Genomic DNA, 24,362 nt, shown 5'->3' on the forward strand with positions numbered 1-24,362 from the left:
TTTCAACAGGGGCCTTTTTTTGCGCTTTTTATGCCTGATGGCGGCTGTGCCTTATCAGGCCTACGGGATTGTAGGCCCGGTAAGCGTAGTGCCACCGGGCAATCAATTACGGCTTGCGCGCAATTAGCACCGCGCGCAGCGGGGCAGGATAACCTTCGACGGTTTTACTGTGGTCATTCGGATCGAGGAAATCAGCCAGCGACTCGGTGACCATCCACCCGGTGCGACGCTGCTCCTCGGTGGAGGTCACGCAGACATCGGCAATCCGCACATCGACAAAACCACATTTCTCCAGCCAGTTTTTCAGCGCCAGCGCGGAAGGGATAAAGTAGACGTTGCGCATCTGCGCATAGCGGTCGCCTGGCACCAGCACGGTGTTTTCATCGCCTTCCACCACCAGGGTTTCCAGCACCAGTTCGCCGTCTTTCACCAGTTGATCTTTCAGTTGCCAGAGATGTTCCAGCGGAGAACGACGGTGGTAAAGCACGCCCATTGAAAAGACGGTATCAAACGCATTCAGCGCCGGAAGCTGCTCGATGCCCAGCGGCAACAGATGCGCGCGCTGGTCGTTGCCCAACAATTTTCGTACCGCTTCAAACTGACACAGGAACAACTGCGTCGGGTCGATTCCCACGGCAAGATGCGCGCCCGCGCCAATCATGCGCCACATGTGATATCCGCTGCCGCAGCCGACATCCAGAATGGTGCGGCCGGTCAGATCGGACAGGTGCGGCAAAACGCGATCCCATTTCCAGTCGGAACGCCATTCGGTATCAATATTGATGCCATACAGAGAGAACGGGCCTTTACGCCACGGCATCAGGTTTCGCAGCAGGGTGTCGATACGCTTAAGCTGGCCTTCGCTCAACGGCGTTTCGCTTTCGGCAGTGACGCTGTGCAATAAATCCAGACGGTACGGCGTTAATTCCGGCAGGAACTCCACCGCGTTCGACCATTGCTTAAACAGACCATGCTGATCGCGCTGCCAGGTCGCGATTTGCGCAGGCAGGGTTTCCAGCCAGTGAGAAAGCGGGCTTTTGGCAATCAGCTGATAAAAGCTACCGAACTCGATCATGCGGGCACCCCGGACTTCAGCGCCACCAGCGAACCAAAGTTGAAGCACTGGAACCACAGTTCGCTATGCTCGAAACCGGCCTGATGCAGACGCGCTTTGTGGGTTTCAACCGAGTCGGTCAGCATGACGTTTTCCAGCATACTGCGCTTCTGGCTGATCTCCAGTTCGCTGTAGCCGTTGGCGCGTTTAAAGTCATGGTGCATATTGAACAGCAATTCGCCAACCGTTGTGTCTTCAAAGCTGAACTTTTCCGACAGCACCAGCGCGCCGCCCGGATTCAGACCCTGATAAATCTTATCCAGCAAGGCCTGGCGCTCAAGCGGCTCAAGGAATTGCAGGGTAAAATTCAGCACCACCATTGAGGCATTCTCGATGCTGATATCGCGAATATCGCCTTCCACAATCTCAACCGGGGTCGGGGCTTTGTAAGCGTCGATATGACGGCGGCAGCGTTCAATCATCGCCGGGGAGTTGTCGACGGCGATGATTTTACAGTCGGCATGATGAATATTACGACGCACCGAGAGCGTCGCAGCGCCCAGTGAACAGCCTAAATCGTAGACCTGCGTATTGGGTTGTACGAAGCGTTCGGCCAGCATGCCAATCATGGAGATGATATTGGAGTAGCCGGGAACAGAGCGCTGGATCATATCCGGGAAGACTTCAGCTACCCGTTCATCAAAGGTCCAGTCGCCCAGACTGGCGATAGGCGCAGAAAAAAGCGTGTCGCGGTGAGACATAACGTAAAAATCCGGGAAAAATAAAGTGGCGTATTGTGCGCTAATGCAAGGAGAAAACCAACTCCCAGGGCATATACCAAAGATTCGCCAGCACCATCAGCAACAAGGCGCACCAGGTCGCACTCATCCCGGAACGCCGCCAGCGAAACAGACGGTGGTGGAAACCGTAATAATGCATCAGCCGACCAGCGATTAAAATAATCCCGCAGATATGCACCATCCATGTTTCGGCGCCGTTCATTTCCATAAACAGCAGCAGCGCGACAGCGATAGGAATATATTCCACCGCATTACCGTGAATGCGGATGGCGCTTTGCAGTTCGCTAAAACCGCCGTCGCCGTAGGCAACGCGATACAGCATCCTTAGTCGAACAACATCAAAAGAGAACTTCATCAACAACAACGCACCTAATACGGTATATAGCGCGCTTACCATACAAACTCCCTTTAAAATGCCTGATGGCACTGTCTATGATAGGTGGCAATTTCAGAAAAGAGAAGATTGCTGTGGAATAGACGGTGCGGTTCCAATGCCGGGCAAGGCCGCGCGTAAATCTCCCCATAATGTATTCACTAACTCGGGAGCCTGCGCGATATCTGGCGTGTGTAGAAAAAGATACGGCGTAGAGGTCGTTTCCCACAGCGGGAGTTTCGCCAGCCAGTCGGCAAAAAATGTCTGATTTTGCACCATATTGTCGCTGCCGATGAACCTGATCAACGGATGCTTCGCGGTCACGATGGCATGGACCGGCACTTTAGGTTTTTTGCGTTGCGCTTCGCGAATGGCCTGGTTATGAGGATGCGCGGCGTGTACCGGGCGGCTGTCGAGGATCACCCGATTCACCCCGCGTTCAACCAGGCCGCGATTGAGCTGTTGTTCTTCCTCGCCTTTGGCGAAAAACACGGGATGGCGCACTTCGACGCCATAGGTGAATGCCTTTGGCAACGCGTCAAGAAAGCGCCAGAGCGCAGGGAGGTCGCGCGGTGAAAACGTCGCGGGGAGTTGCAGCCAGTACTGACCAATTCTTGCCTCCAGCGGCGACATGCGGGTAAAAAATTCCTGCACAAGATCGTCGCAGTTACGCAGCGCGGCCTGATGCGAAATCGTTGCGGGGAACTTAAAGCAGAAGCGAAAATCGTCCGTTGTTTGCGCATGCCAGCGTTCGACAATTTCTGCTTTCGGCAGCGCATACAGGGTGGTGTTGCCCTCCACACAGTTAAAGTGGCGGGCATACTCTTCAAGACTGGTGATACCCAGACGCACCCATTTAGGATGCGACCATTGTGGTAATCCGATGTAGATCATAACGCGTTAAGGATCTCCTCCACGCTGCGCACTCTGGCGATACGCGGGAAAATATGTGTCATGCTGCTTTGATGCTGTTCCGTGCTGGCGGCGCTACAGGCATCTTCGGCGATCACCAGACCAAAACCCAGCTCCCAGGCGTTACGCGCGGTGGATTCTACGCCGATATTGGTGGAGATGCCGCACAGCACGATGGTGTCGACTCCCCGGCGGCGTAATTGTAACTCAAGATCGGTGCCATAGAACGCGCCCCATTGACGCTTGGTGACTTCCAGGTCACTGTCGCCTTTACCGAGCGCCGCCGGATAACGCCACCAGTTTTCCGGCAGCGCGTTGGCTGGCACCCGGGCATCGACGGGTTGCTTTAACGCGTCGGCATAATCGTCGGACCAGCCGACGCGAACCATCACCACCGGCGAGCCGTTTGCCCTAAATTTTGCGGCCAGTTTCGCTGCGCGGGCGACAACATCGCTTGCCGCATGGGGGCCGCCAGCGAAAGGTAAGATCCCTTCCTGTAAATCAATAACGACCAGGGCAGTGGTTGCGGCGTTCAGTTCCAGCATGATGACTCCTGTAAAATAGATGATTCCGCTACACCTTAAGCGCGTTCCCGAAGGAAAGTGACGACAAATATTGTTAATTTTTGTGAGAATACGCAATAACCGCGTAGCAAACACGCGTACAGTCAGTATCGGACTTATCGTGCGGCAGAATTTCCAGTATAATAGCCGCCTTTTTTCATTCAGTTGTGACATTCAGCTAAAGCTGCGACAACGTCGCCTGTAAAGCAGGCAACAATCCGCCAGCGGCTAAGTTAAGGGATATCTCATGCGTACAGAATATTGCGGACAGCTACGTCTGTCCCACGTGGGGCAGCAGGTGACTCTGTGTGGTTGGGTCAACCGTCGTCGTGATCTTGGTAGCCTGATCTTTATCGATATGCGCGACCGCGAAGGTATCGTACAGGTCTTCTTTGATCCGGATCGTGCGGATGCGTTAAAGCTGGCTTCTGAACTGCGTAATGAGTTCTGTATCCAGGTGACCGGCACCGTGCGTGCGCGTGACGAGAAAAACGTCAACGCCGACATGGCGACGGGCGAAATCGAAGTGCTGGCGTCCGATTTGACGATCATCAACCGTGCAGATTCTCTGCCGCTTGACTCTAATCACGTCAATACCGAAGAAGCGCGTCTGAAATACCGTTATCTGGATCTGCGTCGCCCGGAAATGGCTCAACGCCTGAAAACCCGTGCCAAAATCACCAGCCTGGTGCGTCGTTTTATGGACGACCACGGCTTCCTCGACATCGAAACCCCGATGTTGACCAAAGCGACGCCGGAAGGCGCGCGTGACTACCTGGTGCCTTCGCGCGTCCATAAAGGTAAATTCTACGCGCTGCCGCAGTCTCCGCAGTTGTTCAAACAGCTGCTGATGATGTCCGGTTTTGACCGCTACTATCAGATCGTGAAATGCTTCCGTGATGAAGATTTACGTGCTGACCGTCAGCCTGAATTTACCCAGATCGACGTCGAGACCTCCTTCATGACCGCGCCGCAGGTGCGTGAAGTGATGGAAGCGCTGGTACGCCATCTGTGGCAGGAAGTGAAAGGCGTGGATCTGGGCGACTTCCCGATCATGACCTTCGCCGAAGCCGAACGCCGTTACGGTTCCGATAAACCGGACCTGCGTAACCCGATGGAACTGGTGGACGTTGCCGACCTGCTGAAATCTGTAGAGTTCGCCGTCTTTGCCGGCCCGGCTAACGACCCGAAAGGTCGCGTAGCGGCCCTGCGCGTGCCGGGTGGCGCAAGCTTAAGCCGTAAGCAGATCGACGACTACGGCAATTTCATTAAGATCTACGGCGCGAAAGGGCTAGCTTATATTAAAGTCACCGAACGCGCGAAAGGTCTGGAAGGCATCAACAGCCCGGTAGCGAAATTCCTGAATGCGGAGATTGTCGAAGCGATTCTGGATCGTACCGCTGCGCAAGACGGCGATATGATTTTCTTCGGCTCCGACAACAAAAAAGTGGTTGCCGATGCGCTGGGCGCGCTGCGTCTGAAAGTGGGTAAAGATCTGAACCTGACCGACGAAGCCAAATGGGCGCCGCTGTGGGTTATCGACTTCCCGATGTTTGAAGATGACGGCGAAGGCGGCCTGACGGCGATGCACCATCCGTTCACCTCACCAAAAGACCTGACCGCCGCCGAGCTGAAAGCCGCGCCGGAAAACGCGGTTGCTAACGCCTATGATATGGTGATTAACGGTTATGAAGTCGGTGGTGGTTCCGTGCGTATCCACAGTGGCGACATGCAGCAGACCGTGTTTGGTATTCTGGGTATTAATGAACAGGAACAGCGCGAGAAATTCGGCTTCCTGTTGGATGCGCTGAAATACGGTACGCCGCCGCATGCGGGTCTGGCGTTTGGTCTGGATCGTCTGACTATGCTGCTGACCGGCACCGACAATATCCGTGACGTTATCGCCTTCCCGAAAACGACTGCCGCTGCCTGTCTGATGACCGAAGCGCCAAGTTTCGCGAACCCGGCAGCGCTGGCTGAGCTGGGTATTGATGTCGTTAAGAAGGCCGAGAATAACTGATATGGCATACAAACAGCCTGTCTCGGTGTTAGTCGTGATTTATGCAAAGGACACCGGGAGAGTGCTGATGTTACAGCGACGCGACGATCCTGATTTCTGGCAGTCGGTTACTGGCAGTCTGGAAGAGGGCGAAACCGCGTCGCAAGCCGCTATGCGCGAAGTAAAGGAAGAGGTCACAATAGATGTTGCAGCAGAGCAACTGGCCTTAATTGACTGTCAGCGCACGGTGGAATTTGAGATTTTTTCACATTTACGTCATCGCTACGCGCCGGGAATTGAGCGTAATACTGAATCCTGGTTTTGCCTGGCACTTCCCTCTGAACGAGAGATCGTGTTCACCGAACATCTGACCTATCGTTGGGTTAATGCGGATGAAGCCGCGCAGTTAACCAAGTCGTGGAGTAACCGGCAGGCGATTGAAGAGTTTGTAATTAACGTCGCCTGAGAAGGCGCGCTTTTTGGAGATATTATTTATGGCAGGTCATAGTAAATGGGCCAACACCAGACACCGTAAAGCAGCGCAGGATGCTAAACGCGGTAAAATTTTCACCAAAATCATTCGTGAGCTGGTGACGGCGGCCAAACTGGGCGGCGGTGACCCGGACGCTAACCCGCGTCTGCGTGCGGCAGTCGATAAAGCGCTGTCGAACAACATGACCCGCGATACGCTGAATCGTGCGATTGCGCGCGGCGTCGGCGGCGATGATGATGCGAACATGGAAACCATCATCTATGAAGGTTACGGTCCTGGCGGCACGGCTGTGATGGTTGAGTGCCTGTCTGACAACCGTAACCGTACCGTTGCGGAAGTGCGTCACGCTTTCAGCAAATGCGGCGGCAACCTGGGTACTGACGGTTCCGTGGCTTACCTGTTCAGCAAAAAAGGGGTGATCTCCTTCGAACAGGGCGACGAAGACACCATCATGGAAGCCGCGCTGGAAGCCGGTGCGGAAGACGTTGTGACCTTTGATGACGGCGCGATTGACGTCTACACCGCATGGGAAGAGATGGGCAAAGTGCGCGACGCGCTGGAAGCTGCGGGTCTGAAAGCGGACAACGCTGAAGTGTCCATGATCCCGTCCACCAAAGCGGATATGGATGCGGAAACCGCGCCGAAACTGATGCGTCTGATCGATATGCTGGAAGACTGCGACGACGTGCAGGAAGTTTACCATAACGGTGAGATCTCTGATGAGGTTGCGGCTACGTTATAATGACGTGGTTTAATTCCGTTCTAATCGGAGGCGCGTGATGTCTATTATTCTCGGTATTGACCCGGGTTCACGCGTCACGGGTTATGGCGTGATTCGTCAGGTGGGCAGGCAACTGACTTACCTGGGCAGCGGGTGTATCCGCACGAAAGTGGATGATTTACCGTCTCGTCTGAAGCTGATTTATGCGGGCGTGACGGAAATCATCACCCAGTTCCAGCCGGACTATTTCGCGATTGAACAGGTGTTTATGGCGAAGAACGCGGACTCCGCACTTAAGCTGGGTCAGGCGCGCGGCGTGGCGATTGTCGCGGCGGTAAACCAGGATCTTCCGGTGTTTGAGTATGCCGCCCGTCAGGTGAAGCAAACCGTTGTCGGGATCGGCAGCGCGGAGAAAAGCCAGGTACAGCACATGGTGCGCACGTTGTTGAAACTCCCGGCAAATCCCCAGGCGGATGCGGCGGATGCGCTGGCTATCGCCATCACCCACTGCCACGTTAGCCAGAACGCGATGCAAATGAGTGACTCGCGGCTCAATCTGGCGCGTGGGCGGCTACGATAATGACAAATGAGGCTGGATATCTATCCAGCCTTTTTTTATGATACCACTTTACTTTTTCGGCCCCAACGCAGGAGCGCAATGTGATAGGCAGACTCAGAGGCATTATTCTGGAAAAACAACCCCCGCTGGTATTACTTGAGGTGGGTGGCGTAGGCTATGAAGTCCATATGCCGATGACCTGTTTTTATGAGCTCCCGGAATCTGGAAAAGAAGCGACCGTATTCACCCATTTTGTGGTGCGTGAAGATGCGCAATTGCTGTACGGGTTTAACAATAAACAGGAGCGAACCCTGTTTAAAGAACTGATCAAAACGAACGGCGTCGGGCCGAAACTCGCGCTGGCGATCCTCTCCGGGATGTCGGCTCAGCAGTTTGTGAATGCCGTTGAGCGCGAGGAGCCCGCCGCGTTGGTGAAACTGCCGGGTATTGGCAAGAAAACCGCAGAACGCCTGATCGTTGAAATGAAAGATCGCTTCAAAGGCCTGCACGGTGACCTCTTTACGCCGGCCGCCGACCTGGTGCTAACCTCTCCGGCAAGTCCGGTAACGGATGATGCGGAGCAAGAAGCGGTTGCTGCGCTGGTGGCGCTGGGCTATAAACCACAGGAAGCCAGCCGCATGGTGAGCAAAATTGCCCGCCCTGACGCCAGCAGTGAAACATTGATTCGCGAAGCACTCCGCGCCGCGTTATGAGGTAAAGGATGATAGAAGCAGATCGCCTGATTTCAGCAGGTGGAACCCAGGTGGAAGAGGTTGCCGATCGCGCCATTCGCCCGAAGTTGCTGGAAGAGTACATTGGTCAGCCTCAGGTGCGTTCGCAAATGGAGATCTTTATCCAGGCGGCAAAGCTGCGCGGCGACGCGCTCGATCACCTGCTGATCTTTGGCCCGCCGGGGCTGGGGAAAACGACGCTGGCTAATATTGTCGCCAATGAAATGGGCGTGAACCTGCGCACCACGTCTGGCCCGGTGCTGGAAAAGGCGGGCGATCTGGCGGCGATGCTGACCAACCTTGAACCTCATGATGTGCTGTTTATCGATGAGATCCACCGTTTATCACCGGTGGTGGAAGAGGTGTTGTATCCGGCGATGGAAGATTATCAGCTGGACATCATGATTGGCGAAGGGCCTGCTGCGCGTTCGATAAAAATCGATCTGCCGCCTTTTACGCTGATTGGCGCCACCACGCGAGCCGGGTCATTGACGTCGCCGCTGCGTGACCGTTTCGGTATTGTTCAGCGGCTGGAGTTTTATCAGGTGCCTGACCTGCAACACATCGTCGGGCGCAGCGCGCGGTTTATGGGGCTGGAAATGAGTGATGAAGGTGCGCTGGAGGTTGCCCGGCGCGCTCGCGGTACGCCGCGTATCGCCAACCGCCTGTTGCGTCGCGTACGTGATTTTGCCGAAGTGAAACATAACGGCGCCATCTCTGCGGATATCGCCGCTCAGGCGCTGGATATGCTGAATGTCGATGCGGAAGGGTTTGACTATATGGACCGCAAACTGTTGCTGGCCGTAATCGATAAATTCTTTGGCGGCCCCGTCGGTCTCGATAACCTGGCCGCAGCCATTGGCGAAGAGCGTGAAACGATTGAGGACGTACTGGAACCGTATTTGATTCAGCAGGGCTTTTTGCAACGAACCCCGCGCGGGCGAATGGCGACGGTGCGGGCGTGGAATCATTTTGGAATAACGCCGCCGGAAATGCCTTAACTTATGTGCGTTAGGCCGGATGGCGGCTGCGCCTTATCCGGCCTGCCGTAGGCCCGGTAAGCGGAGCGCCACCGGGAAACACACGCTTAGCTCGCCTGCTTCTTCATCATACTGAAAATAAACAGCAGCGCGGCACACAGCACCACTGACGGGCCTGCCGGCGTGTCGTAAAACGCAGAAAATGTCAGACCGCCTGTAACCGCTATCATACCCATTCCTACTGCGACACCCGCCATCTGCTCCGGGGTGCGGGCAAAGCGACGCGCCGTGGCGGCAGGAATAATCAGCAATGAGGTGATGATCAACGCGCCAACGAACTTCATCGCCACGCCGATAGTCAATGCGGTGACCAGCATCAGCAGGAGCTTAACGCGCTGTAACTTCACGCCATCGACAAAAGCCAGATCCGGGCTAATGGTCATCGACAGCAGATTACGCCACTGCCAGAAGAGGATCGCCAGCACGATAACCACGCCGATGGCGATGAAAATCAGGTCTTCCGGCGTCACGGCCAGCAGGTCGCCAAACAGATAAGCCATCAAGTCCACGCGAATGTTGGACATCAGGCTGACGACCACAAGACCTAACGACAGGGCACTGTGCGCCATAATGCCGAGAAGCGTGTCGATAGCGAGGTGAGGGCGTTTCTCCAGCCACACCAGACCGGCTGCCAGCATCAGCGTAACGGCGATCACCGCATAGAACGGGTTGATGTCCAGCAGCAACCCAAAAGCGACTCCCAGCAGCGAGGCGTGCGCCAGCGTATCGCCAAAATAGGACATCCGACGCCAGACCACGAACGAGCCCAGCGGGCCAGCGGCGCAGGCCAGCATGATCCCGGCTAACCAGCCAGGCAATAACAGTTCAATCATGAGTGTCCATTTCCCCGGCGCAGTACGATACGACCTTGTAAATCGTGGCGATGATTATGATGATGACGGTAAATCCCCAACTGTTCTGCGCCGCGCGGCCCGAACATAGAGATGAATTCAGGATGCATGGAAACGATTTCAGGGGTGCCGGAGCAACAGATATGGTGATTCAGACACAGCACCTCATCCGTTTTCGCCATCACCAGATGCAGGTCGTGCGAGACCATCAGCACCGCGCAATCCAGCTCGCGCCGCAGCTGGTCAATGAGATCGTACAGGGCGACCTGACCATTGACATCCACGCCCTGAGTCGGCTCATCCAGTACCAGCAGCTGTGGTTGATTCAGCAGCGCGCGGGCTAACAAAACGCGCTGGGTTTCACCGCCGGACAGCTTTTGCATGGGGGCGTCAATGAGGTGTCCGGCCTGAACGCGTTTCAGGGCCGGAAGAATGTCGGTTTTTTGCGTACCGGGGCGTAAGCGTAAAAAGCGGCTTACCGTCAGCGGCAGCGTGGTGTCGAGATACAGTTTTTGCGGGACGTAGCCAATACGCAACTGCCCGTTGCGCTTGATCAGCCCTTCATCAGGCGCTACCAGCCCTAATACTACGCGTACCAGCGTAGACTTCCCGGCACCGTTTGGGCCGAGAAGCGTCAAAATTTTTCCTGGTCTGAGTTCAAGCGACACGTCAGAAAGGACGCGGCGTTGACCGAAAGAGACCGAAACATTTTCCAGTGAAACCAAAGTCGTCATGTCAATTTTAGGCTTGCAGAAGTCATAGAATGTTATAATATCACATCTCTCACATTCATTACGATGATTAGTCGCATTATGTTACATAAAAATACGCTTCTTTTCGCAGCATTATCCGCTGCGCTGTGGGGTGGTGCAACACAGGCCGCAAATGCCGCCGTTGTAGCCTCTCTCAAGCCCTTAGGTTTCATCGCTTCCGCCATTGCCGATGGCGTCACGGACACCCAGGTTTTATTGCCGGATGGGGCGTCTGAGCATGATTATTCACTGCGTCCGTCTGACGTAAAACGCTTACAGGGCGCGGACTTAGTTGTCTGGATCGGTCCTGAGATGGAAGCGTTCATGGAAAAGTCAGTAAAGAACATTCCTGACGGAAAACAGGTAACGATTGCGCAGCTCGCCGATGTGAAACCGTTACTCATGAAAGGCGCTGATGATGACGATGACGATCACGATCACGGGCATGCGCACGGTGAAAAAGGTGACGCACATCACCATCATGGTGATTACAACATGCATCTTTGGCTTTCCCCAGAGATAGCGCGGGCTTCAGCGGTTGCAATCCATGAAAAATTAGTGGAACTTATGCCGCAAAGTCGAGCCAAACTTGACGCCAACCTGAAGGATTTTGAGGCACAATTAGCCGCAACCGATAAGCAGGTAGGTAACGAGCTCGCACCGCTCAAGGGGAAAGGGTACTTCGTTTTTCATGACGCCTACGGCTACTACGAAAAACATTATGGGCTAACTCCGCTTGGTCACTTTACCGTGAACCCTGAGATTCAACCTGGTGCGCAGCGTTTACATGAAATAAGAACACAGTTGGTTGAGCAAAAAGCAACCTGCGTTTTTGCTGAGCCACAGTTCAGGCCAGCGGTCGTTGAAGCCGTTGCGAGAGGGACATCCGTTCGAATGGGAACGTTGGATCCCCTCGGAACGAACATTAAACTGGGTAAAACAAGCTATTCAGCGTTTCTGAATCAATTAGCCAACCAGTATGCGAGCTGCCTGAAAGGAGATTAATGAGGAAGTGAATACGTGCAACAGATAGCCCGCTCTGTCGCCCTGGCATTTAATAATCTGCCCCGACCCCACCGCGTTATGCTGGGGTCGCTTACTGTTCTGACACTGGCCGTCGCGGTATGGCGGCCTTACGTTTACCACCCTGACTCTGCGCCCATCGTCAAAACCATCGAACTGGAAAAGAGTGAAATTCGTTCGCTGCTGCCTGAGGCCAGCGAACCGATTGATCAGGCGGCGCAGGAAGATGAAGCGATCCCACAGGATGAGCTGGACGACAAAACGTCTGGCGAAGTGGGCGTGCATGAATATGTTGTCTCCACCGGCGATACGCTGAGCAGCATTTTGAATCAGTATGGCATTGATATGGGCGATATCAGCCGACTGGCCGCTGCGGATAAGGAACTCCGTAATCTGAAAATCGGCCAGCAGATCTCCTGGACGTTGACGCCGGACGGCGATTTGCAACGCCTGACCTGGGAAGTCTCACGCCGCGAAACGCGTACATACGATCGTAGCGGAACGGGTTTCAAAATGAGCAGCGAAATGCAGCAGGGCGACTGGGTCAATAGCCTGATGAAAGGCACAGTTGGCGGAAGCTTTGTCGCCAGTGCGAAAGACGCCGGTTTGACCAGCGCAGAAGTCAGCGCCGTCATTAAAGCGATGCAGTGGCAGATGGACTTCCGTAAGCTGAAAAAAGGCGATGAATTCTCTGTGTTGATGTCGCGTGAAATGCTGGATGGCAAACGTGAACAGAGCCAGCTTCTGGGCGTGCGTCTGCGTTCAGATGGAAAAGATTATTACGCGATTCGCGCGGAAGACGGTAAGTTCTATGACCGAAACGGCACAGGGCTTGCGAAAGGATTCCTGCGCTTCCCGACGGCGAAGCAGTTCCGCATTTCGTCAAACTTTAATCCGCGTCGTCTGAACCCGGTGACCGGTCGCGTTGCGCCGCATAAAGGCGTCGATTTTGCGATGCCGCAAGGTACGCCCGTGCTATCGGTTGGTGACGGCGAGGTCGTGGTAGCGAAACGCAGCGGCGCGGCAGGTTATTATGTCGCTATCCGTCACGGCCGTACTTACACCACGCGTTATATGCACCTGCGTAAGCTGCTGGTGAAACCTGGGCAGAAAGTGAAACGTGGCGATCGTATCGCGCTGTCAGGCAATACCGGACGTTCTACCGGGCCGCATCTGCACTATGAAGTCTGGATTAACCAGCAGGCTGTTAACCCGCTGACGGCAAAACTGCCGCGTACCGAAGGGCTGACAGGTTCTGACCGCCGTGCTTATCTGGCGCAGGTTAAAGAAGTCCTGCCGCAGTTGCGCTTCGATTAATAAATACGCTTATAGAGCCGGTACGCGATGCGTACCGGCTTTTTTATTTTGTGTGGCGCACAGCGCGCCGCTACACTATCAACAGATTTACTTTTCGTGGCATCAAACACTGGAAAAGCATGGAAACGAAAAAAAATAACATTGAGTACATCCCTGAGTTTGAGAAATCTTTTCGTCATCCACGCTATTGGGGTGCCTGGCTGGGCGTGGCCGCAATGGCGGGTATTGCATTAACGCCCGCGTCGTTTCGCGATCCTTTACTGGCGAAGCTGGGACGTTTTGCCGGACGTCTGGGGAAAAGCGCCCGGCGTCGCGCGCTGATCAACTTATCTCTGTGTTTTCCTGAGTACAGCGAAGCAGAGCGTGAAGCTATCGTCGACAGAATGTTTGCGACCGCGCCACAGGCGATGACCATGATGGCTGAGCTGGCAATTCGTGGGCCTGAAAAACTGCAAAAGCGCGTTGACTGGCAGGGGCTGGAGATCATTGATGAGCTGCGGCGGAATAATGAAAAGGTGATCTTTCTGGTGCCGCACGGGTGGGGCGTGGATATTCCCGCGATGCTGATGGCGTCCCAGGGGCAGAAAATGGCGGCGATGTTCCATAACCAGGGCAACCCGGTATTTGACTATGTCTGGAACACGGTCCGTCGTCGTTTTGGCGGCCGTCTGCATGCGCGAAATGATGGCATCAAGCCGTTTATCCAGTCTGTCCGTCAGGGCTACTGGGGATACTATCTGCCGGATCAGGATCATGGCCCGGAACACAGTGAGTTTGTTGATTTCTTCGCAACCTACAAAGCGACGCTGCCAGCCATTGGCCGGTTAATGAAGGTGTGTCGTGCTCGCGTGGTGCCGCTTTTCCCGGTTTATGATGGTAAAACGCACCGTCTGACCATCCTGGTGCGACCGCCGATGGACGATCTTCTGACTGCGGATGACCACACTATCGCCAGACGGATGAATGAAGAGGTGGAGATTTTTGTCAGACCGCATCCTGAGCAATATACCTGGATTCTGAAACTGCTCAAGACCCGCAAACCGGGTGAAATTCAGCCGTATAAGCGCAAAGAGTGGTATCCCATCAAATAAAAAAAGCCTCTCGTCAGAGAGGCTTTTTTGTTACCCGGCCTGTAAGCCTGATAAGCGAAGCGCCATCAGGCTCATCACCAACGATTACTCGACGGTCAGGATACGCGTGGTATTGGTGGAGCCGATGGTGCTCATCACGTCGCCCTGGGTCACGATAACCAGATCGCCCGAAACCAGATAGCCTTTATCGCGCAGCAGGTTAACCGCTTCGCTTGCCGCAACAACGCCGTCCGCCGCGCTGTCAAAGTGAACCGGCGTAACGCCACGGTAAAGAGAGGTCAGGTTGAGCGTGCGTTCATGGCGGGACATGGCGAAAATCGGCAGGCCGGAACTGATACGCGAAGTCATCAGCGCCGTACGACCGGATTCGGTCATGGAGATAATTGCCGTTACCCCTTTCAGGTGGTTCGCCGCATACATGGCGGACATTGCGATCGCTTCTTCAACGTTGTCGAACTGGACATCCAGACGGTGTTTAGAGACATTGATGCTCGGGATCTTTTCTGCGCCCAGGCAAACGCGCGCCATTGCCGCAACGGTTTCTGCCGGGTATTGTCCTGCCGCCGTTTCCGCCGACAGCATGACGGCGTCGGTGCCGTCCAGCACGGCGTTCGCCACGTCCATCACTTCCGCGCGGGTCGGCATTGGGTTGGTGATCATCGATTCCATCATCTGCGTGGCGGTAATCACCGCACGATTCAACTGACGAGCGCGGCGAATCAGCGCTTTTTGAATCCCGACCAGTTCAGGATCGCCAATCTCAACGCCGAGGTCGCCACGCGCAACCATCACCACGTCTGATGCAAGAATAATGTCGTCCATTGCGTTCTGGTCGCAGACGGCTTCCGCGCGCTCTACTTTCGCGACGATTTTGGCGTCGCAACCTGCATCGCGCGCCAGGCGACGCGCATAATTCAGATCTTCGCCGCAGCGCGGGAAGGAGACCGCCAGATAATCCACGCCGATCTGCGCTGCGGTAACGATATCCGCTTTATCTTTCTCGGTCAGCGCTTCGGCGGAGAGACCGCCGCCCAGCTTGTTGATCCCTTTATTGTTAGAGAGCGGGCCGCCGACGGTCACTTCGGTGAAGACTTTCATGCCCTGAACTTCCAGCACTTTTAGCTGTACGCGACCATCATCAAGCAGCAGGATGTCGCCAGGCACGACGTCAGCAGGCAGACCTTTATAATCAATACCGACTTTATCTTTGTCGCCTTCGCCTTTGCCCAGGTTGGCATCAAGAAGGAATTTATCGCCGATATTGAGGAAAACTTTGCCTTCTTTAAAGGTGGATACACGAATTTTTGGCCCCTGGAGGTCACCCAGAATCGCCACATGACGCCCCAGTTTGGCGGCAATCTCACGAACTTTATCCGCGCGCACTTTGTGATCTTCCGGCGTGCCGTGAGAGAAGTTCATACGTACGACGTTCGCGCCAGCAGCGATAATCTTTTCAAGGTTGTTATCGCGGTCAGTTGCCGGGCCTAACGTGGTAACGATTTTGGTTCTGCGAAGCCTTCTGGACATGTAATACTCCGTTGACTGAAACAACTTGGTGTTGCGTGAACATTGATCCGGTCGTTCTGAGACCTTAACGGTTAAAAATGAACGTATCCGAATGACGAAAAGGATAGAACATTGTTATTGCTTTTAGCTGTCATTACTCTTGATGAGTAATTCTTTATCAAAACGCGATTCCTTGAGCGCTTCCTTGACACGCTTCAAGTTATCTCTGAATTTTGCCCCACGACGCAAAGTAAATCCTGTTGCCAGCACATCTATCACGGTCAGTTGAGCAAGTCGAGAGATCATGGGCATATAAATGTCAGTATCTTCCGGCACATCAAGGGTAATTGCCAGCGTTGCTTCTCGTGCCAGCGGCGTTCCGGCAGAGGTTAGCGCAATCACCATCGCATCGTTTTCGCGCGCCAGCTGCGCCAGTTCCACCAGACTTTTGGTTCGGCCGGTGTGGGAAATGAGCACGACCACGTCATCATCGCTACAATTCATACAACTCATACGTTGCAGGACAATGTCGTCGGAGTAGATCACCGGCACGTTGAAGCGAAAAAACTTGTTCATGGCGTCGTGCGCCACGGCCGCAGAGGAACCCAGGCCAAAAAAGGCGATTTTCTTCGCCTGGGTGAGCAAATCGACGGCACGGTTTATCGCAGATTTATCCAGCGACTGGCGAACGTGGTCCAGACTGGCCATCGCAGACTCGAAGATTTTCCCCGTATAGGACTCAACGCTGTCATCTTCATCCACATTGCGATTAACATAAGGGGTACCATTCGCCAGACTTTGTGCCAGATGCAGTTTAAAATCAGGGAAGCCGCGCGTATCCATGCTGCGGCAAAAACGGTTCACGGTAGGCTCACTGACGTTCGCTTCCTGGGCCAGCGTAGCAATACTTGAATGAATCGCGCGGTCGGGGGAGGCAACGATAACATCGGCTACTTTACGTTCTGACTTGCTCAAATGTTCCAGTTGAGACTGGATTTTTTCTAGCATATTCATGATGTAGAAAAGCTCACAGTTAATAACGATTTCAATGATGTGGGAAATCGAGATGCGATTTTGTTAGATATTACCCCTGAGCATCCGGGAAGGGGGCAAAATGGATAGAATAGTTGTTGTTTTTTTTCATTACATGATCGGTGTCTGATTTTAGCTGTCTGTTACATGTACGAAAACGACAATTTTTTTATCTGTTTTACGGCTATTTACCGCGGGAAAACCGAAGATCGCCCGAATCGCACGGGTGGATAAGCGTTTACAGTTTCGGGATTCACGTAAAAGCAGTACAGTGCATTGTAATAAAATTACAACTATACCCTGGCAAAAGCACCGGGATATTTAACTGAGGAGAATGACATGGCGGTAACGCAAACAGCCCAGGCATGTGACCTGGTCATTTTCGGCGCGAAAGGCGACCTGGCGCGCCGAAAATTGCTGCCTTCCCTGTATCAACTGGAGAAAGCCGGTCAGATTAACCCGGATACCCGTATTATCGGGGTGGGTCGCGCGGACTGGGACAAAGATGCCTATACCAAAGTGGTTCGCGAAGCGCTCGAAACCTTCATGAAAGAAAAGATTGATGAAGGCTTGTGGGATACCCTGAGCGGCCGTCTGGATTTTTGCAATCTGGACGTTAACGACACTGAGGCGTTCGGTCGCCTGGGAGCCATGCTGGATCAAAAATCGCGCACCACCATTAACTATTTTGCGATGCCGCCGAGCACCTTTGGCGCCATCTGTAAAGGTCTGGGTGAAGCGAAGCTGAACGCTAAACCGGCTCGCGTGGTAATGGAAAAACCGCTGGGCACCTCGCTGGCGACCTCGCGTGAAATCAACGATCAGGTAGGCGAGTACTTTGAAGAGTGCCAGGTTTATCGTATCGACCACTATCTGGGTAAAGAGACCGTTCTTAACCTGCTGGCGCTGCGTTTTGCCAACTCGCTGTTCGTGAATAACTGGGATAACCGCACGATTGATCATGTGGAAATTACCGTTGCGGAAGAGGTGGGTATTGAAGGTCGCTGGGGCTACTTCGACCAGGCGGGCCAGATGCGCGACATGATCCAGAACCACCTGCTGCAAATTCTGTGCATGATTGCGATGTCGCCGCCGTCCGATCTGACGGCCGACAGCATTCGCGATGAGAAAGTGAAAGTGCTGAAGTCGCTGCGCCGCATCGATCGCTCGAACGTGCGCGAGAAAACGGTTCGCGGGCAATACACCACCGGTTTTGCTCAGGGCAAAAAAGTGCCGGGCTACCTCGAAGAAGAGGGAGCGAACAAGAGCAGCAACACAGAGACCTTTGTGGCGATTCGCGTGGACATCGACAACTGGCGCTGGGCGGGCGTACCGTTCTACCTGCGCACCGGTAAACGTCTGCCGACCAAATGCTCTGAGGTTGTTGTCTACTTCAAGACGCCTGAGCTGAACCTGTTCAAAGAATCCTGGCAGGATCTGCCGCAGAACAAGCTGACCATCCGTCTGCAACCTGATGAAGGTGTGGACATCCAGGTGCTTAACAAAGTGCCGGGTCTGGATCACAAGCACAATTTGCAGATCACCAAGCTGGATTTGAGCTACTCCGAAACCTTCAATCAAACGCATCTGGCGGATGCTTACGAGCGTCTGTTGCTGGAAACCATGCGCGGTATTCAGGCGCTGTTCGTACGTCGTGATGAAGTTGAAGAGGCCTGGAAGTGGGTGGACTCCATCACTGAAGCCTGGGAAATGGATAATGATGCGCCAAAACCGTATCAGGCGGGGACCTGGGGGCCGGTCGCTTCGGTGGCGATGATCACCCGTGATGGCCGTTCCTGGAATGAGTTTGAGTAAAATTCCATCTAGCCCATAGGTGTTATTTTACCGGTAACATGATCTAACACAGATTGTAGAACAATTTTTGCACTTTTAAGCCTCGCGTGGATTCACCCGCGGGGCTTTTTTTATTACACTGCCGGAAGTGATTTTGCCCCAGTGCGCCATATAACAAGCGATTCAGCAATATTTAACCTTACTGAAACTCTTTGTTAATCGGCGGCACAGACAAATAAATTTCAGGAGCCTCTATGAATCCAAATTTGTTACGCGTAACAAAACGCATTGTCGAACGCTCGCGTGAGACACGTTCTGCCTACCTCGCCCGTATTGAACAAGCGAGAACATCCACTGTTCATCGCTCGCAGCTGGCATGCGGTAACCTGGCGCACGGCTTTGCCGCCTGCCAGCCTGACGACAAAGCGTCACTGAAGAGCATGTTGCGTAACAATATCGGGATCATCACCTCTTACAACGACATGCTTTCCGCTCATCAGCCGTATGAGCACTATCCCGAGATCATCCGCAAAGCGCTGCATTCCGCGAATGCGGTAGGCCAGGTCGCCGGCGGCGTTCCTGCGATGTGTGATGGCGTGACGCAGGGGCAGGACGGTATGGAGCTTTCTCTGCTGAGCCGCGAAGTGATCGCAATGTCGGCGGCGGTGGGGCTGTCTCACAATATGTTTGATGGCGCGCTGTTCCTTGGCGTGTGTGACAAAATCGTCCCCGGTCTGGCGATGGCGGCGCTGTCATTTGGCCACCTGCCGTCTGTTTTCGTGCCTTCCGGCCCGATGGCAAGTGGTCTGCCTAATAAAGAAAAAGTGCGTATCCGCCAGTTATATGCGGAAGGGAAGGTCGATCGCATGGCGCTGCTGGAATCTGAGGCGGCCTCTTACCACGCGCCAGGCACCTGTACGTTCTACGGCACCGCCAACACCAACCAGATGGTGGTGGAGTTCATGGGGATGCAGTTGCCCGGCTCATCCTTTGTTCACCCGGACGCGCCGTTGCGTGAAGCGCTGACCGCTGCCGCCGCGCGCCAGGTGACGCGCCTGACCGGTAACGGCAACGAATGGATGCCGATCGGTAAGATGATTGATGAAAAAGTGGTCGTGAACGGCATTGTGGCGCTGCTGGCAACCGGCGGTTCAACCAACCACACCATGCACCTCGTCGCGATGGCGCGGGCGGCAGGTATCCTGATTAACTGGGATGACTTCTCCGATCTGTCGGAAATCGTACCGTTGATGGCGCGTCTGTATCCGAATGGCCCGGCAGATATTAATCACTTCCAGGCGGCAGGCGGCGTACCGGCACTGATGCGTGAACTGCTGAATGCGGGACTGCTGCATGAAGATGTGAATACCGTGGCGGGTTTTGGTCTGTCTCGCTATACCTTCGAACCGTGGCTGAACAACGGTGAGCTGGACTGGCGCGAAGGGGTGGCGAAATCCCTGGACAGCAATGTGATTGCCACCTTTGATAAGCCGTTCTCCCACCACGGCGGAACGAAAGTGCTGAGCGGCAACCTTGGCCGCGCGGTCATGAAAACGTCTGCGGTGCCGGTTGAAAATCAAATTATTGAAGCGCCAGCGGTTGTTTTTGAAAGTCAGCATGATGTTTTACCGGCTTTTGAAGCGGGTCTGCTTGACCGCGATTGCGTGGTGGTTGTGCGCCATCAGGGACCAAAAGCGAACGGAATGCCAGAATTACATAAACTCATGCCGCCACTTGGTGTATTATTGGACCGTTGTTTCAAAATTGCGTTAGTTACCGATGGACGGCTTTCCGGTGCTTCAGGTAAAGTGCCTTCAGCAATCCATGTAACCCCGGAAGCCTATGATGGCGGGCTACTGGCGAAAGTACGCGATGGCGACATTATTCGTGTGAATGGACAGACAGGCGAACTGACGCTGCTGGTTGATGATGCGGAACTTGCCGCTCGCCAGCCTCACATTCCTGACCTGAGCGCATCGCGCATCGGTACAGGCCGTGAGATGTTCAGCGCGTTGCGTGAAAAACTGTCCGGCGCCGAGCAGGGCGCAACCTGTATGACGTTTTAAGACGACAAATTTTGTACTCAGGCGAGAGAAAACTCTGATGAAAAACTGGAAAACAAGTGCAGAAGCAATCCTGACCACAGGCCCGGTTGTACCGGTGATCGTGGTGAACAAACTGGAACACGCGGTGCCGATGGCAAAAGCGCTGGTTGCAGGCGGTGTGCGCGTTCTGGAAGTGACTTTACGTACCGCGTGTGCGATGGATGCCATCCGCGCTATCGCGAAAGAAGTGCCGGAAGCGATCATCGGTGCGGGTACGGTTCTGAACGCGCAACAGCTGGCGGAAGTGACGGAAGCGGGCGCGCAGTTTGCTATCAGCCCGGGCCTGACGGAGCCTCTGCTGAAAGCGGCGACCGAAGGCGCCATTCCGCTGATTCCAGGTATCAGCACTGTTTCCGAACTGATGCTGGGTATGGACTACGGCCTGAAAGAGTTCAAATTCTTCCCGGCGGAAGCTAACGGCGGCACCAAAGCGTTGCAGGCGATCGCTGGTCCGTTCTCTCAGGTACGCTTCTGCCCGACTGGCGGTATCTCTCCGGCGAACTACCGTGACTACCTGGCGCTGAAAAGCGTTCTGTGTATCGGGGGTTCCTGGCTGGTTCCGGCTGACGCGCTGGAAGCGGGGGACTACGATCGCATCACGAAACTGGCTCGCGAAGCGGTAGAAGGCGCGAAACAGTAAGCCCAAATGCCCGGTGGCGCCGACGCTTACCGGGCCTACGTTTTATAGGGTTGTAGGGCCGGATAAGCGCAGCGCCATCCGGCATTTTTTTACCCCGCGACGTTCACCTGCGCCGCCGCGTGTTTTGCACGCTCAACGGCTTCTTCGACGCGTTCCGCTGTCGCCAGCGCGACGCCTAACCGGCGGGTTCCGTCGATGTCCGGCTTGCCGAAGAACCGCACCTGTAAACCCGCTCCGACGGCCGCTTGTACATTATCAAACGTTACATTCTGGCTGGTGAGCGTCGGTAAAATAACGGCGGACGCGGCAGGACCATACTGACGAATTTCGCCCACGGGCAGGCCGAGGAAAGCGCGAACGTGCAGGGCAAACTCTGACAGATCTTGCGAAATCAACGTCACCATGCCGGTATCATGCGGTCGCGGGGAGACTTCGCTGAAGACTACCTCATCGCCGCAGACAAAAAGCTCGACGCCAAATAACCCATAACCGCCTAACGCCAGAACAACCTTGCGGGCGATCTCCTGCGCACGCGCCAGCGCCAGATCGCTCATCTGCTGCGGTTGCCAGGATTCACGATAATCGCCGTCTTCCTGACGATGGCCGACAGGGGCGCAAAAATGGACGCCGTCTATGGCGCTGACGGTCAGCAGAGTGATTTCAAAATCGAATTTAACCACGCCTTCGACAATCACGCGCCCTGCGCCAGCGCGGCCGCCCTGTTGGGCATATTCCCATGCCTGCGACAGTTGGTCGGCGCTGCGGATGAAACTCTGTCCTTTACCGGAAGAACTCATCACCGGCTTCACAATGCAGGGAAAACCGATCTCCGCCACCGCCTCGCGAAAGCGTTCTTCGCTGTCGGCAAATCGGAAAGAAGAGGTCGGCAACGCCAGTTCTTCTGCCGCCAGACGACGGATGCCTTCACGGTTCATCGTCAGTTGCGTCGCCCGGGCGCAAGGCACCACATTTAGTCCTTCCTGCTCCAGTTCTACCAGCATGTCCGTCGCGATAGCTTCAATTTCCGGCACAATGAAATGCGGCTTTTCGTGTTCAACCACGCGGCGCAGCGCTTCGCCATCCAGCATATTGATGACGTGTGAACGGTGGGCGACGTGCATCGCTGGCGCATCCGGGTAGCGATCCACCGCGATAACTTCCACACCCAGGCGTTGGCATTCGATCGCCACTTCTTTTCCCAGTTCGCCTGAACCCAATAACATTACGCGCGTAGCCGCCGGACGCAGCGCGGTGCCTAATAACGTCATAAAATATATCCCCTGATTTAACTGGGCGCAGTATATACGAAAACGTTTGCGTCTGTCTTTATTGCCAGGTTGATTTCATTACTGAAAAGTAATATACTGTACATAATTACAGGTAATTGAGAGGCTGCAAAAATGGCGGTTGAAGTTAAATACGTGGTCATTCGGGAAGGTGAGGAAAAAATGTCGTTTACCAGCAAAAAGGACGCCGATGCGTATGACAAAATGCTTGATACGGCAGACCTGCTCGACACATGGCTTGAGCAGTCTCCGGTAGCGATGGAAGACGAACAGCGCGAAGCGCTTTCTCTGTGGCTGGCTGAACAAAAAGACGTATTGAGCACGATCCTGAAAACCGGCAAATTGCCGTCGCCGCAGGTAGTTAAAAGCGATGCGACGGCGGAGGATGACACGCAAGCGGCCTGAGTCTGACTTGCGCTCCTGACGTTTTGTACCATGCTTTTTCCTGAATCATTGTGCTATGCCCGTGGATTTCGCGTTGCAAACACGCAGCCTGAAAGACGAAGGAGATATAAGGAGAAAAAGTATGAATAAAAAAAGAGGAGCGCTGTTGAGCCTGCTGTTGTTGTCCGCCAGCGTATCGGGCTTCGCTGCCGATACGGCCAGCAAATCGGTGAAATTCCCGACCTGTGAAGGGCTGAACGCTGATGGGATCGCCGCCAGCGTAAAGCGCGATTATCAACAAAACCGTATCGTACGTTGGGCTGATGACCAAAAAAAGGTCGGACAGGCGAATCCGGTGGTGTGGGTCAACACTCAGGATATTACCGGCAAAGAGGGTAACTGGACGGTTCCTCTGACTGTTCGCGGGAAAAGTGCCGATCTTCATTATCTGGTAAAGGTTGATTGCAAAGCCGGAACTGCGGAATACCAGCCCCGCTAATGGCAAATTTGCGCATCTTTTGCTGAATTAGACACTTCCTGACACCCCCTCAAGTACGCTTTGACGATTCATCGTTTGTATTTGAGGGGCAAAATGGCTAACTGGCTAAACCAATTACAATCTCTTCTCGGGCAAAACGGAGCCTCTGCATCTTCTTCAGGCGAACAAGGGCTGAGTAAACTGCTGGTTCCCGGCGCGTTAGGCGGTCTGGCCGGTTTACTGGTCGCCAATAAATCTTCCCGTAAGTTACTGACTAAATATGGCACCAGCGCCCTGTTGGTTGGCGGAGGCGCGGTGGCAGGCACCGTCTTATGGAACAAATACAAAGAGAGGGTACGTGCTGCGCATCAGGATGAGCCGCAATTCGGCGCGCAGAGTTCGCCGCTGGACCAACGAACCGAGCGGTTGATCCTCGCCCTGGTGTTTGCGGCGAAAAGCGACGGGCATATTGATAGCCAGGAGCGTGCAGCCATCGAACGCCAGTTGCGCGAAGCTGGGGTGGAAGAGCAGGGACGTGTGCTTATCGAACAGGCGATTGAACAGCCGCTCGATCCGCAGCGTCTGGCGCAAGGCATCCGTAATGAGGAAGAGGCGCTGGAAATTTACTTCCTGAGCTGTGCCGCCATTGATATCGACCATTTTATGGAGCGCAGTTATCTGAATGCGTTGGGCGATGCGCTGAAAATTCCTCAGGATGTGCGGGACGGCATCGAGCAGGATCTGCAACAGCAAAAGCAGGCTCTGCCAGGCTAACGTAATCCCCTGCATAGCATGTTTCGCTTGCATCGTGCGTGACTTTTGCCACCCTTATAGGGTGTTTAAAGACAAAAGAACAAA

25 protein-coding genes are annotated in these 24,362 nt (G+C 54.4%); 15 read left to right on the forward strand and 10 right to left on the reverse strand.

Annotated elements, in window-relative coordinates; genetic code table 11:
* Positions 1–106: 106 nt before the first annotated feature.
* Genes cmoB through OGX81_RS19035 form a run of 5 tightly spaced genes read right to left on the reverse strand, consistent with a single transcriptional unit; the run spans position 107 to position 3,684 of the window.
* Positions 107–1,075 carry a tRNA 5-methoxyuridine(34)/uridine 5-oxyacetic acid(34) synthase CmoB gene (gene cmoB, locus OGX81_RS19015; protein WP_104868538.1) on the reverse strand — a complete coding sequence of 323 codons (969 nt, stop codon included), beginning with the start codon at positions 1,073–1,075 and terminating at the stop codon, positions 107–109.
* Entirely contained in the window at positions 1,072–1,815 is a 744-nt protein-coding gene (gene cmoA / locus OGX81_RS19020) for a carboxy-S-adenosyl-L-methionine synthase CmoA (RefSeq protein ID WP_104868539.1), read from the reverse strand. Before cmoA ends, cmoB begins: the two co-directional genes overlap by 4 nt.
* A 40-nt stretch (positions 1,816–1,855) precedes the next feature.
* Entirely contained in the window at positions 1,856–2,251 is a 396-nt protein-coding gene (locus tag OGX81_RS19025; protein ID WP_012131989.1) for an MAPEG family protein, read from the reverse strand.
* A gap of 51 nt (positions 2,252–2,302) precedes the next feature.
* Complete coding sequence (locus OGX81_RS19030; protein WP_071258720.1) at positions 2,303–3,121, reverse strand: DUF72 domain-containing protein; 819 nt, start codon at positions 3,119–3,121, stop codon at positions 2,303–2,305.
* Positions 3,118–3,684 (reverse strand): hydrolase, encoded by a 567-nt coding sequence (locus OGX81_RS19035; protein ID WP_104868540.1) that lies wholly within the window; start codon positions 3,682–3,684, stop codon positions 3,118–3,120. Before OGX81_RS19035 ends, OGX81_RS19030 begins: the two co-directional genes overlap by 4 nt.
* Positions 3,685–3,949: 265 nt before the next feature.
* Here OGX81_RS19035 and aspS point away from each other — a divergent pair, with 265 nt between their 5' ends.
* The 6 genes from aspS to ruvB all read left to right on the forward strand — a co-directional run bounded on the left by aspS (position 3,950) and on the right by ruvB (position 9,206).
* Positions 3,950–5,722 (forward strand): aspartate--tRNA ligase, encoded by a 1,773-nt coding sequence (gene aspS / locus OGX81_RS19040; protein ID WP_104868541.1) that lies wholly within the window; start codon positions 3,950–3,952, stop codon positions 5,720–5,722.
* 1 nt (position 5,723) lies between these two features.
* Positions 5,724–6,167 (forward strand): dihydroneopterin triphosphate diphosphatase, encoded by a 444-nt coding sequence (nudB, locus tag OGX81_RS19045; protein WP_110123734.1) that lies wholly within the window; start codon positions 5,724–5,726, stop codon positions 6,165–6,167.
* 28 nt (positions 6,168–6,195) lie between these two features.
* Positions 6,196–6,936, forward strand: coding sequence for a YebC/PmpR family DNA-binding transcriptional regulator (locus OGX81_RS19050; protein WP_012131994.1), 741 nt, complete (start codon positions 6,196–6,198; stop codon positions 6,934–6,936).
* 37 nt (positions 6,937–6,973) lie between these two features.
* Positions 6,974–7,495, forward strand: coding sequence for a crossover junction endodeoxyribonuclease RuvC (ruvC, locus tag OGX81_RS19055; protein ID WP_012131995.1), 522 nt, complete (start codon positions 6,974–6,976; stop codon positions 7,493–7,495).
* Between the two features lie 80 nt (positions 7,496–7,575).
* Entirely contained in the window at positions 7,576–8,187 is a 612-nt protein-coding gene (ruvA, locus tag OGX81_RS19060; protein ID WP_104868542.1) for a Holliday junction branch migration protein RuvA, read from the forward strand.
* A gap of 8 nt (positions 8,188–8,195) precedes the next feature.
* Complete coding sequence (ruvB, locus tag OGX81_RS19065; RefSeq protein WP_012131998.1) at positions 8,196–9,206, forward strand: Holliday junction branch migration DNA helicase RuvB; 1,011 nt, start codon at positions 8,196–8,198, stop codon at positions 9,204–9,206.
* Between the two features lie 86 nt (positions 9,207–9,292).
* On the opposite strand, the gene znuB is transcribed toward ruvB, so the two are convergent.
* Both znuB and znuC read right to left on the reverse strand, forming a co-directional pair.
* Positions 9,293–10,078, reverse strand: a complete 786-nt coding sequence (gene znuB, locus OGX81_RS19070; protein WP_012132001.1) for a zinc ABC transporter permease subunit ZnuB — start codon at positions 10,076–10,078, stop codon at positions 9,293–9,295.
* A complete protein-coding gene (gene znuC, locus OGX81_RS19075; RefSeq protein WP_012132002.1) occupies positions 10,075–10,830 on the reverse strand; it encodes a zinc ABC transporter ATP-binding protein ZnuC in 756 nt (251 codons plus the stop codon). Before znuC ends, znuB begins: the two co-directional genes overlap by 4 nt.
* Before the next feature lie 78 nt (positions 10,831–10,908).
* On the opposite strand from znuC, the gene znuA reads away from it, so the two are divergent.
* The 3 genes from znuA to lpxM all read left to right on the forward strand — a co-directional run bounded on the left by znuA (position 10,909) and on the right by lpxM (position 14,279).
* Positions 10,909–11,853, forward strand: a complete 945-nt coding sequence (znuA, locus tag OGX81_RS19080) for a zinc ABC transporter substrate-binding protein ZnuA (RefSeq protein ID WP_047463184.1) — start codon at positions 10,909–10,911, stop codon at positions 11,851–11,853.
* Positions 11,854–11,868: 15 nt separating this feature from the next.
* Positions 11,869–13,188, forward strand: a complete 1,320-nt coding sequence (gene mepM / locus OGX81_RS19085; RefSeq protein WP_024130255.1) for a murein DD-endopeptidase MepM — start codon at positions 11,869–11,871, stop codon at positions 13,186–13,188.
* Between the two features lie 119 nt (positions 13,189–13,307).
* Entirely contained in the window at positions 13,308–14,279 is a 972-nt protein-coding gene (gene lpxM, locus OGX81_RS19090; RefSeq protein WP_058669451.1) for a lauroyl-Kdo(2)-lipid IV(A) myristoyltransferase, read from the forward strand.
* Between the two features lie 84 nt (positions 14,280–14,363).
* Here lpxM and pyk read toward each other — a convergent pair whose 3' ends face one another.
* A complete protein-coding gene (pyk, locus tag OGX81_RS19095) occupies positions 14,364–15,806 on the reverse strand; it encodes a pyruvate kinase (protein WP_012132007.1) in 1,443 nt (480 codons plus the stop codon).
* Positions 15,807–15,929: 123 nt separating this feature from the next.
* Entirely contained in the window at positions 15,930–16,799 is an 870-nt protein-coding gene (gene hexR / locus OGX81_RS19100; protein WP_012132008.1) for a DNA-binding transcriptional regulator HexR, read from the reverse strand.
* A gap of 357 nt (positions 16,800–17,156) precedes the next feature.
* Between hexR and zwf the strand changes: the two genes are divergently transcribed.
* The 3 genes from zwf to kdgA all read left to right on the forward strand — a co-directional run bounded on the left by zwf (position 17,157) and on the right by kdgA (position 21,356).
* The gene (gene zwf, locus OGX81_RS19105) at positions 17,157–18,632 is read left to right on the forward strand and encodes a glucose-6-phosphate dehydrogenase (protein WP_012132010.1); all 1,476 of its coding nucleotides are present in this window, start codon (positions 17,157–17,159) and stop codon (positions 18,630–18,632) included.
* Between the two features lie 233 nt (positions 18,633–18,865).
* Positions 18,866–20,677 (forward strand): phosphogluconate dehydratase, encoded by a 1,812-nt coding sequence (edd, locus tag OGX81_RS19110; protein ID WP_104868543.1) that lies wholly within the window; start codon positions 18,866–18,868, stop codon positions 20,675–20,677.
* Between the two features lie 37 nt (positions 20,678–20,714).
* Positions 20,715–21,356, forward strand: a complete 642-nt coding sequence (gene kdgA, locus OGX81_RS19115) for a bifunctional 4-hydroxy-2-oxoglutarate aldolase/2-dehydro-3-deoxy-phosphogluconate aldolase (RefSeq protein ID WP_104868544.1) — start codon at positions 20,715–20,717, stop codon at positions 21,354–21,356.
* A gap of 89 nt (positions 21,357–21,445) precedes the next feature.
* Here kdgA and purT read toward each other — a convergent pair whose 3' ends face one another.
* On the reverse strand, positions 21,446–22,624 hold the full coding sequence (gene purT, locus OGX81_RS19120; protein WP_104868545.1) for a formate-dependent phosphoribosylglycinamide formyltransferase: 1,179 nt from the start codon (positions 22,622–22,624) through the stop codon (positions 21,446–21,448).
* Between the two features lie 132 nt (positions 22,625–22,756).
* Between purT and yebG the strand changes: the two genes are divergently transcribed.
* The 3 genes from yebG to OGX81_RS19135 all read left to right on the forward strand — a co-directional run bounded on the left by yebG (position 22,757) and on the right by OGX81_RS19135 (position 24,278).
* Positions 22,757–23,047, forward strand: coding sequence for a DNA damage-inducible protein YebG (yebG, locus tag OGX81_RS19125; RefSeq protein WP_058669278.1), 291 nt, complete (start codon positions 22,757–22,759; stop codon positions 23,045–23,047).
* Positions 23,048–23,168: 121 nt separating this feature from the next.
* Entirely contained in the window at positions 23,169–23,525 is a 357-nt protein-coding gene (gene yebF / locus OGX81_RS19130) for a protein YebF (protein ID WP_058669277.1), read from the forward strand.
* 93 nt (positions 23,526–23,618) lie between these two features.
* Positions 23,619–24,278, forward strand: a complete 660-nt coding sequence (locus OGX81_RS19135) for a tellurite resistance TerB family protein (RefSeq protein WP_049008841.1) — start codon at positions 23,619–23,621, stop codon at positions 24,276–24,278.
* Positions 24,279–24,362: the final 84 nt, after the last annotated feature.

Source organism: Citrobacter sp. CK206, assembly GCF_030333125.1.
GTDB lineage: Bacteria > Pseudomonadota > Gammaproteobacteria > Enterobacterales > Enterobacteriaceae > Citrobacter_B > Citrobacter_B koseri.

Coding starts and splice junctions, on each gene's coding strand:
- cmoB (WP_104868538.1), bottom strand. CDS start 1,075: ATGATCGAGTTCGGTAGCTTTTATCAGCTGATTGCCAAAAGCCCGCTT.
- cmoA (WP_104868539.1), bottom strand. CDS start 1,815: ATGTCTCACCGCGACACGCTTTTTTCTGCGCCTATCGCCAGTCTGGGC.
- OGX81_RS19025 (WP_012131989.1), bottom strand. CDS start 2,251: ATGGTAAGCGCGCTATATACCGTATTAGGTGCGTTGTTGTTGATGAAG.
- OGX81_RS19030 (WP_071258720.1), bottom strand. CDS start 3,121: ATGATCTACATCGGATTACCACAATGGTCGCATCCTAAATGGGTGCGT.
- OGX81_RS19035 (WP_104868540.1), bottom strand. CDS start 3,684: ATGCTGGAACTGAACGCCGCAACCACTGCCCTGGTCGTTATTGATTTA.
- aspS (WP_104868541.1), top strand. CDS start 3,950: ATGCGTACAGAATATTGCGGACAGCTACGTCTGTCCCACGTGGGGCAG.
- nudB (WP_110123734.1), top strand. CDS start 5,724: ATGGCATACAAACAGCCTGTCTCGGTGTTAGTCGTGATTTATGCAAAG.
- OGX81_RS19050 (WP_012131994.1), top strand. CDS start 6,196: ATGGCAGGTCATAGTAAATGGGCCAACACCAGACACCGTAAAGCAGCG.
- ruvC (WP_012131995.1), top strand. CDS start 6,974: ATGTCTATTATTCTCGGTATTGACCCGGGTTCACGCGTCACGGGTTAT.
- ruvB (WP_012131998.1), top strand. CDS start 8,196: ATGATAGAAGCAGATCGCCTGATTTCAGCAGGTGGAACCCAGGTGGAA.
- znuB (WP_012132001.1), bottom strand. CDS start 10,078: ATGATTGAACTGTTATTGCCTGGCTGGTTAGCCGGGATCATGCTGGCC.
- znuC (WP_012132002.1), bottom strand. CDS start 10,830: ATGACGACTTTGGTTTCACTGGAAAATGTTTCGGTCTCTTTCGGTCAA.
- znuA (WP_047463184.1), top strand. CDS start 10,909: ATGTTACATAAAAATACGCTTCTTTTCGCAGCATTATCCGCTGCGCTG.
- lpxM (WP_058669451.1), top strand. CDS start 13,308: ATGGAAACGAAAAAAAATAACATTGAGTACATCCCTGAGTTTGAGAAA.
- pyk (WP_012132007.1), bottom strand. CDS start 15,806: ATGTCCAGAAGGCTTCGCAGAACCAAAATCGTTACCACGTTAGGCCCG.
- hexR (WP_012132008.1), bottom strand. CDS start 16,799: ATGAATATGCTAGAAAAAATCCAGTCTCAACTGGAACATTTGAGCAAG.
- zwf (WP_012132010.1), top strand. CDS start 17,157: ATGGCGGTAACGCAAACAGCCCAGGCATGTGACCTGGTCATTTTCGGC.
- edd (WP_104868543.1), top strand. CDS start 18,866: ATGAATCCAAATTTGTTACGCGTAACAAAACGCATTGTCGAACGCTCG.
- kdgA (WP_104868544.1), top strand. CDS start 20,715: ATGAAAAACTGGAAAACAAGTGCAGAAGCAATCCTGACCACAGGCCCG.
- purT (WP_104868545.1), bottom strand. CDS start 22,624: ATGACGTTATTAGGCACCGCGCTGCGTCCGGCGGCTACGCGCGTAATG.
- yebG (WP_058669278.1), top strand. CDS start 22,757: ATGGCGGTTGAAGTTAAATACGTGGTCATTCGGGAAGGTGAGGAAAAA.
- yebF (WP_058669277.1), top strand. CDS start 23,169: ATGAATAAAAAAAGAGGAGCGCTGTTGAGCCTGCTGTTGTTGTCCGCC.
- OGX81_RS19135 (WP_049008841.1), top strand. CDS start 23,619: ATGGCTAACTGGCTAAACCAATTACAATCTCTTCTCGGGCAAAACGGA.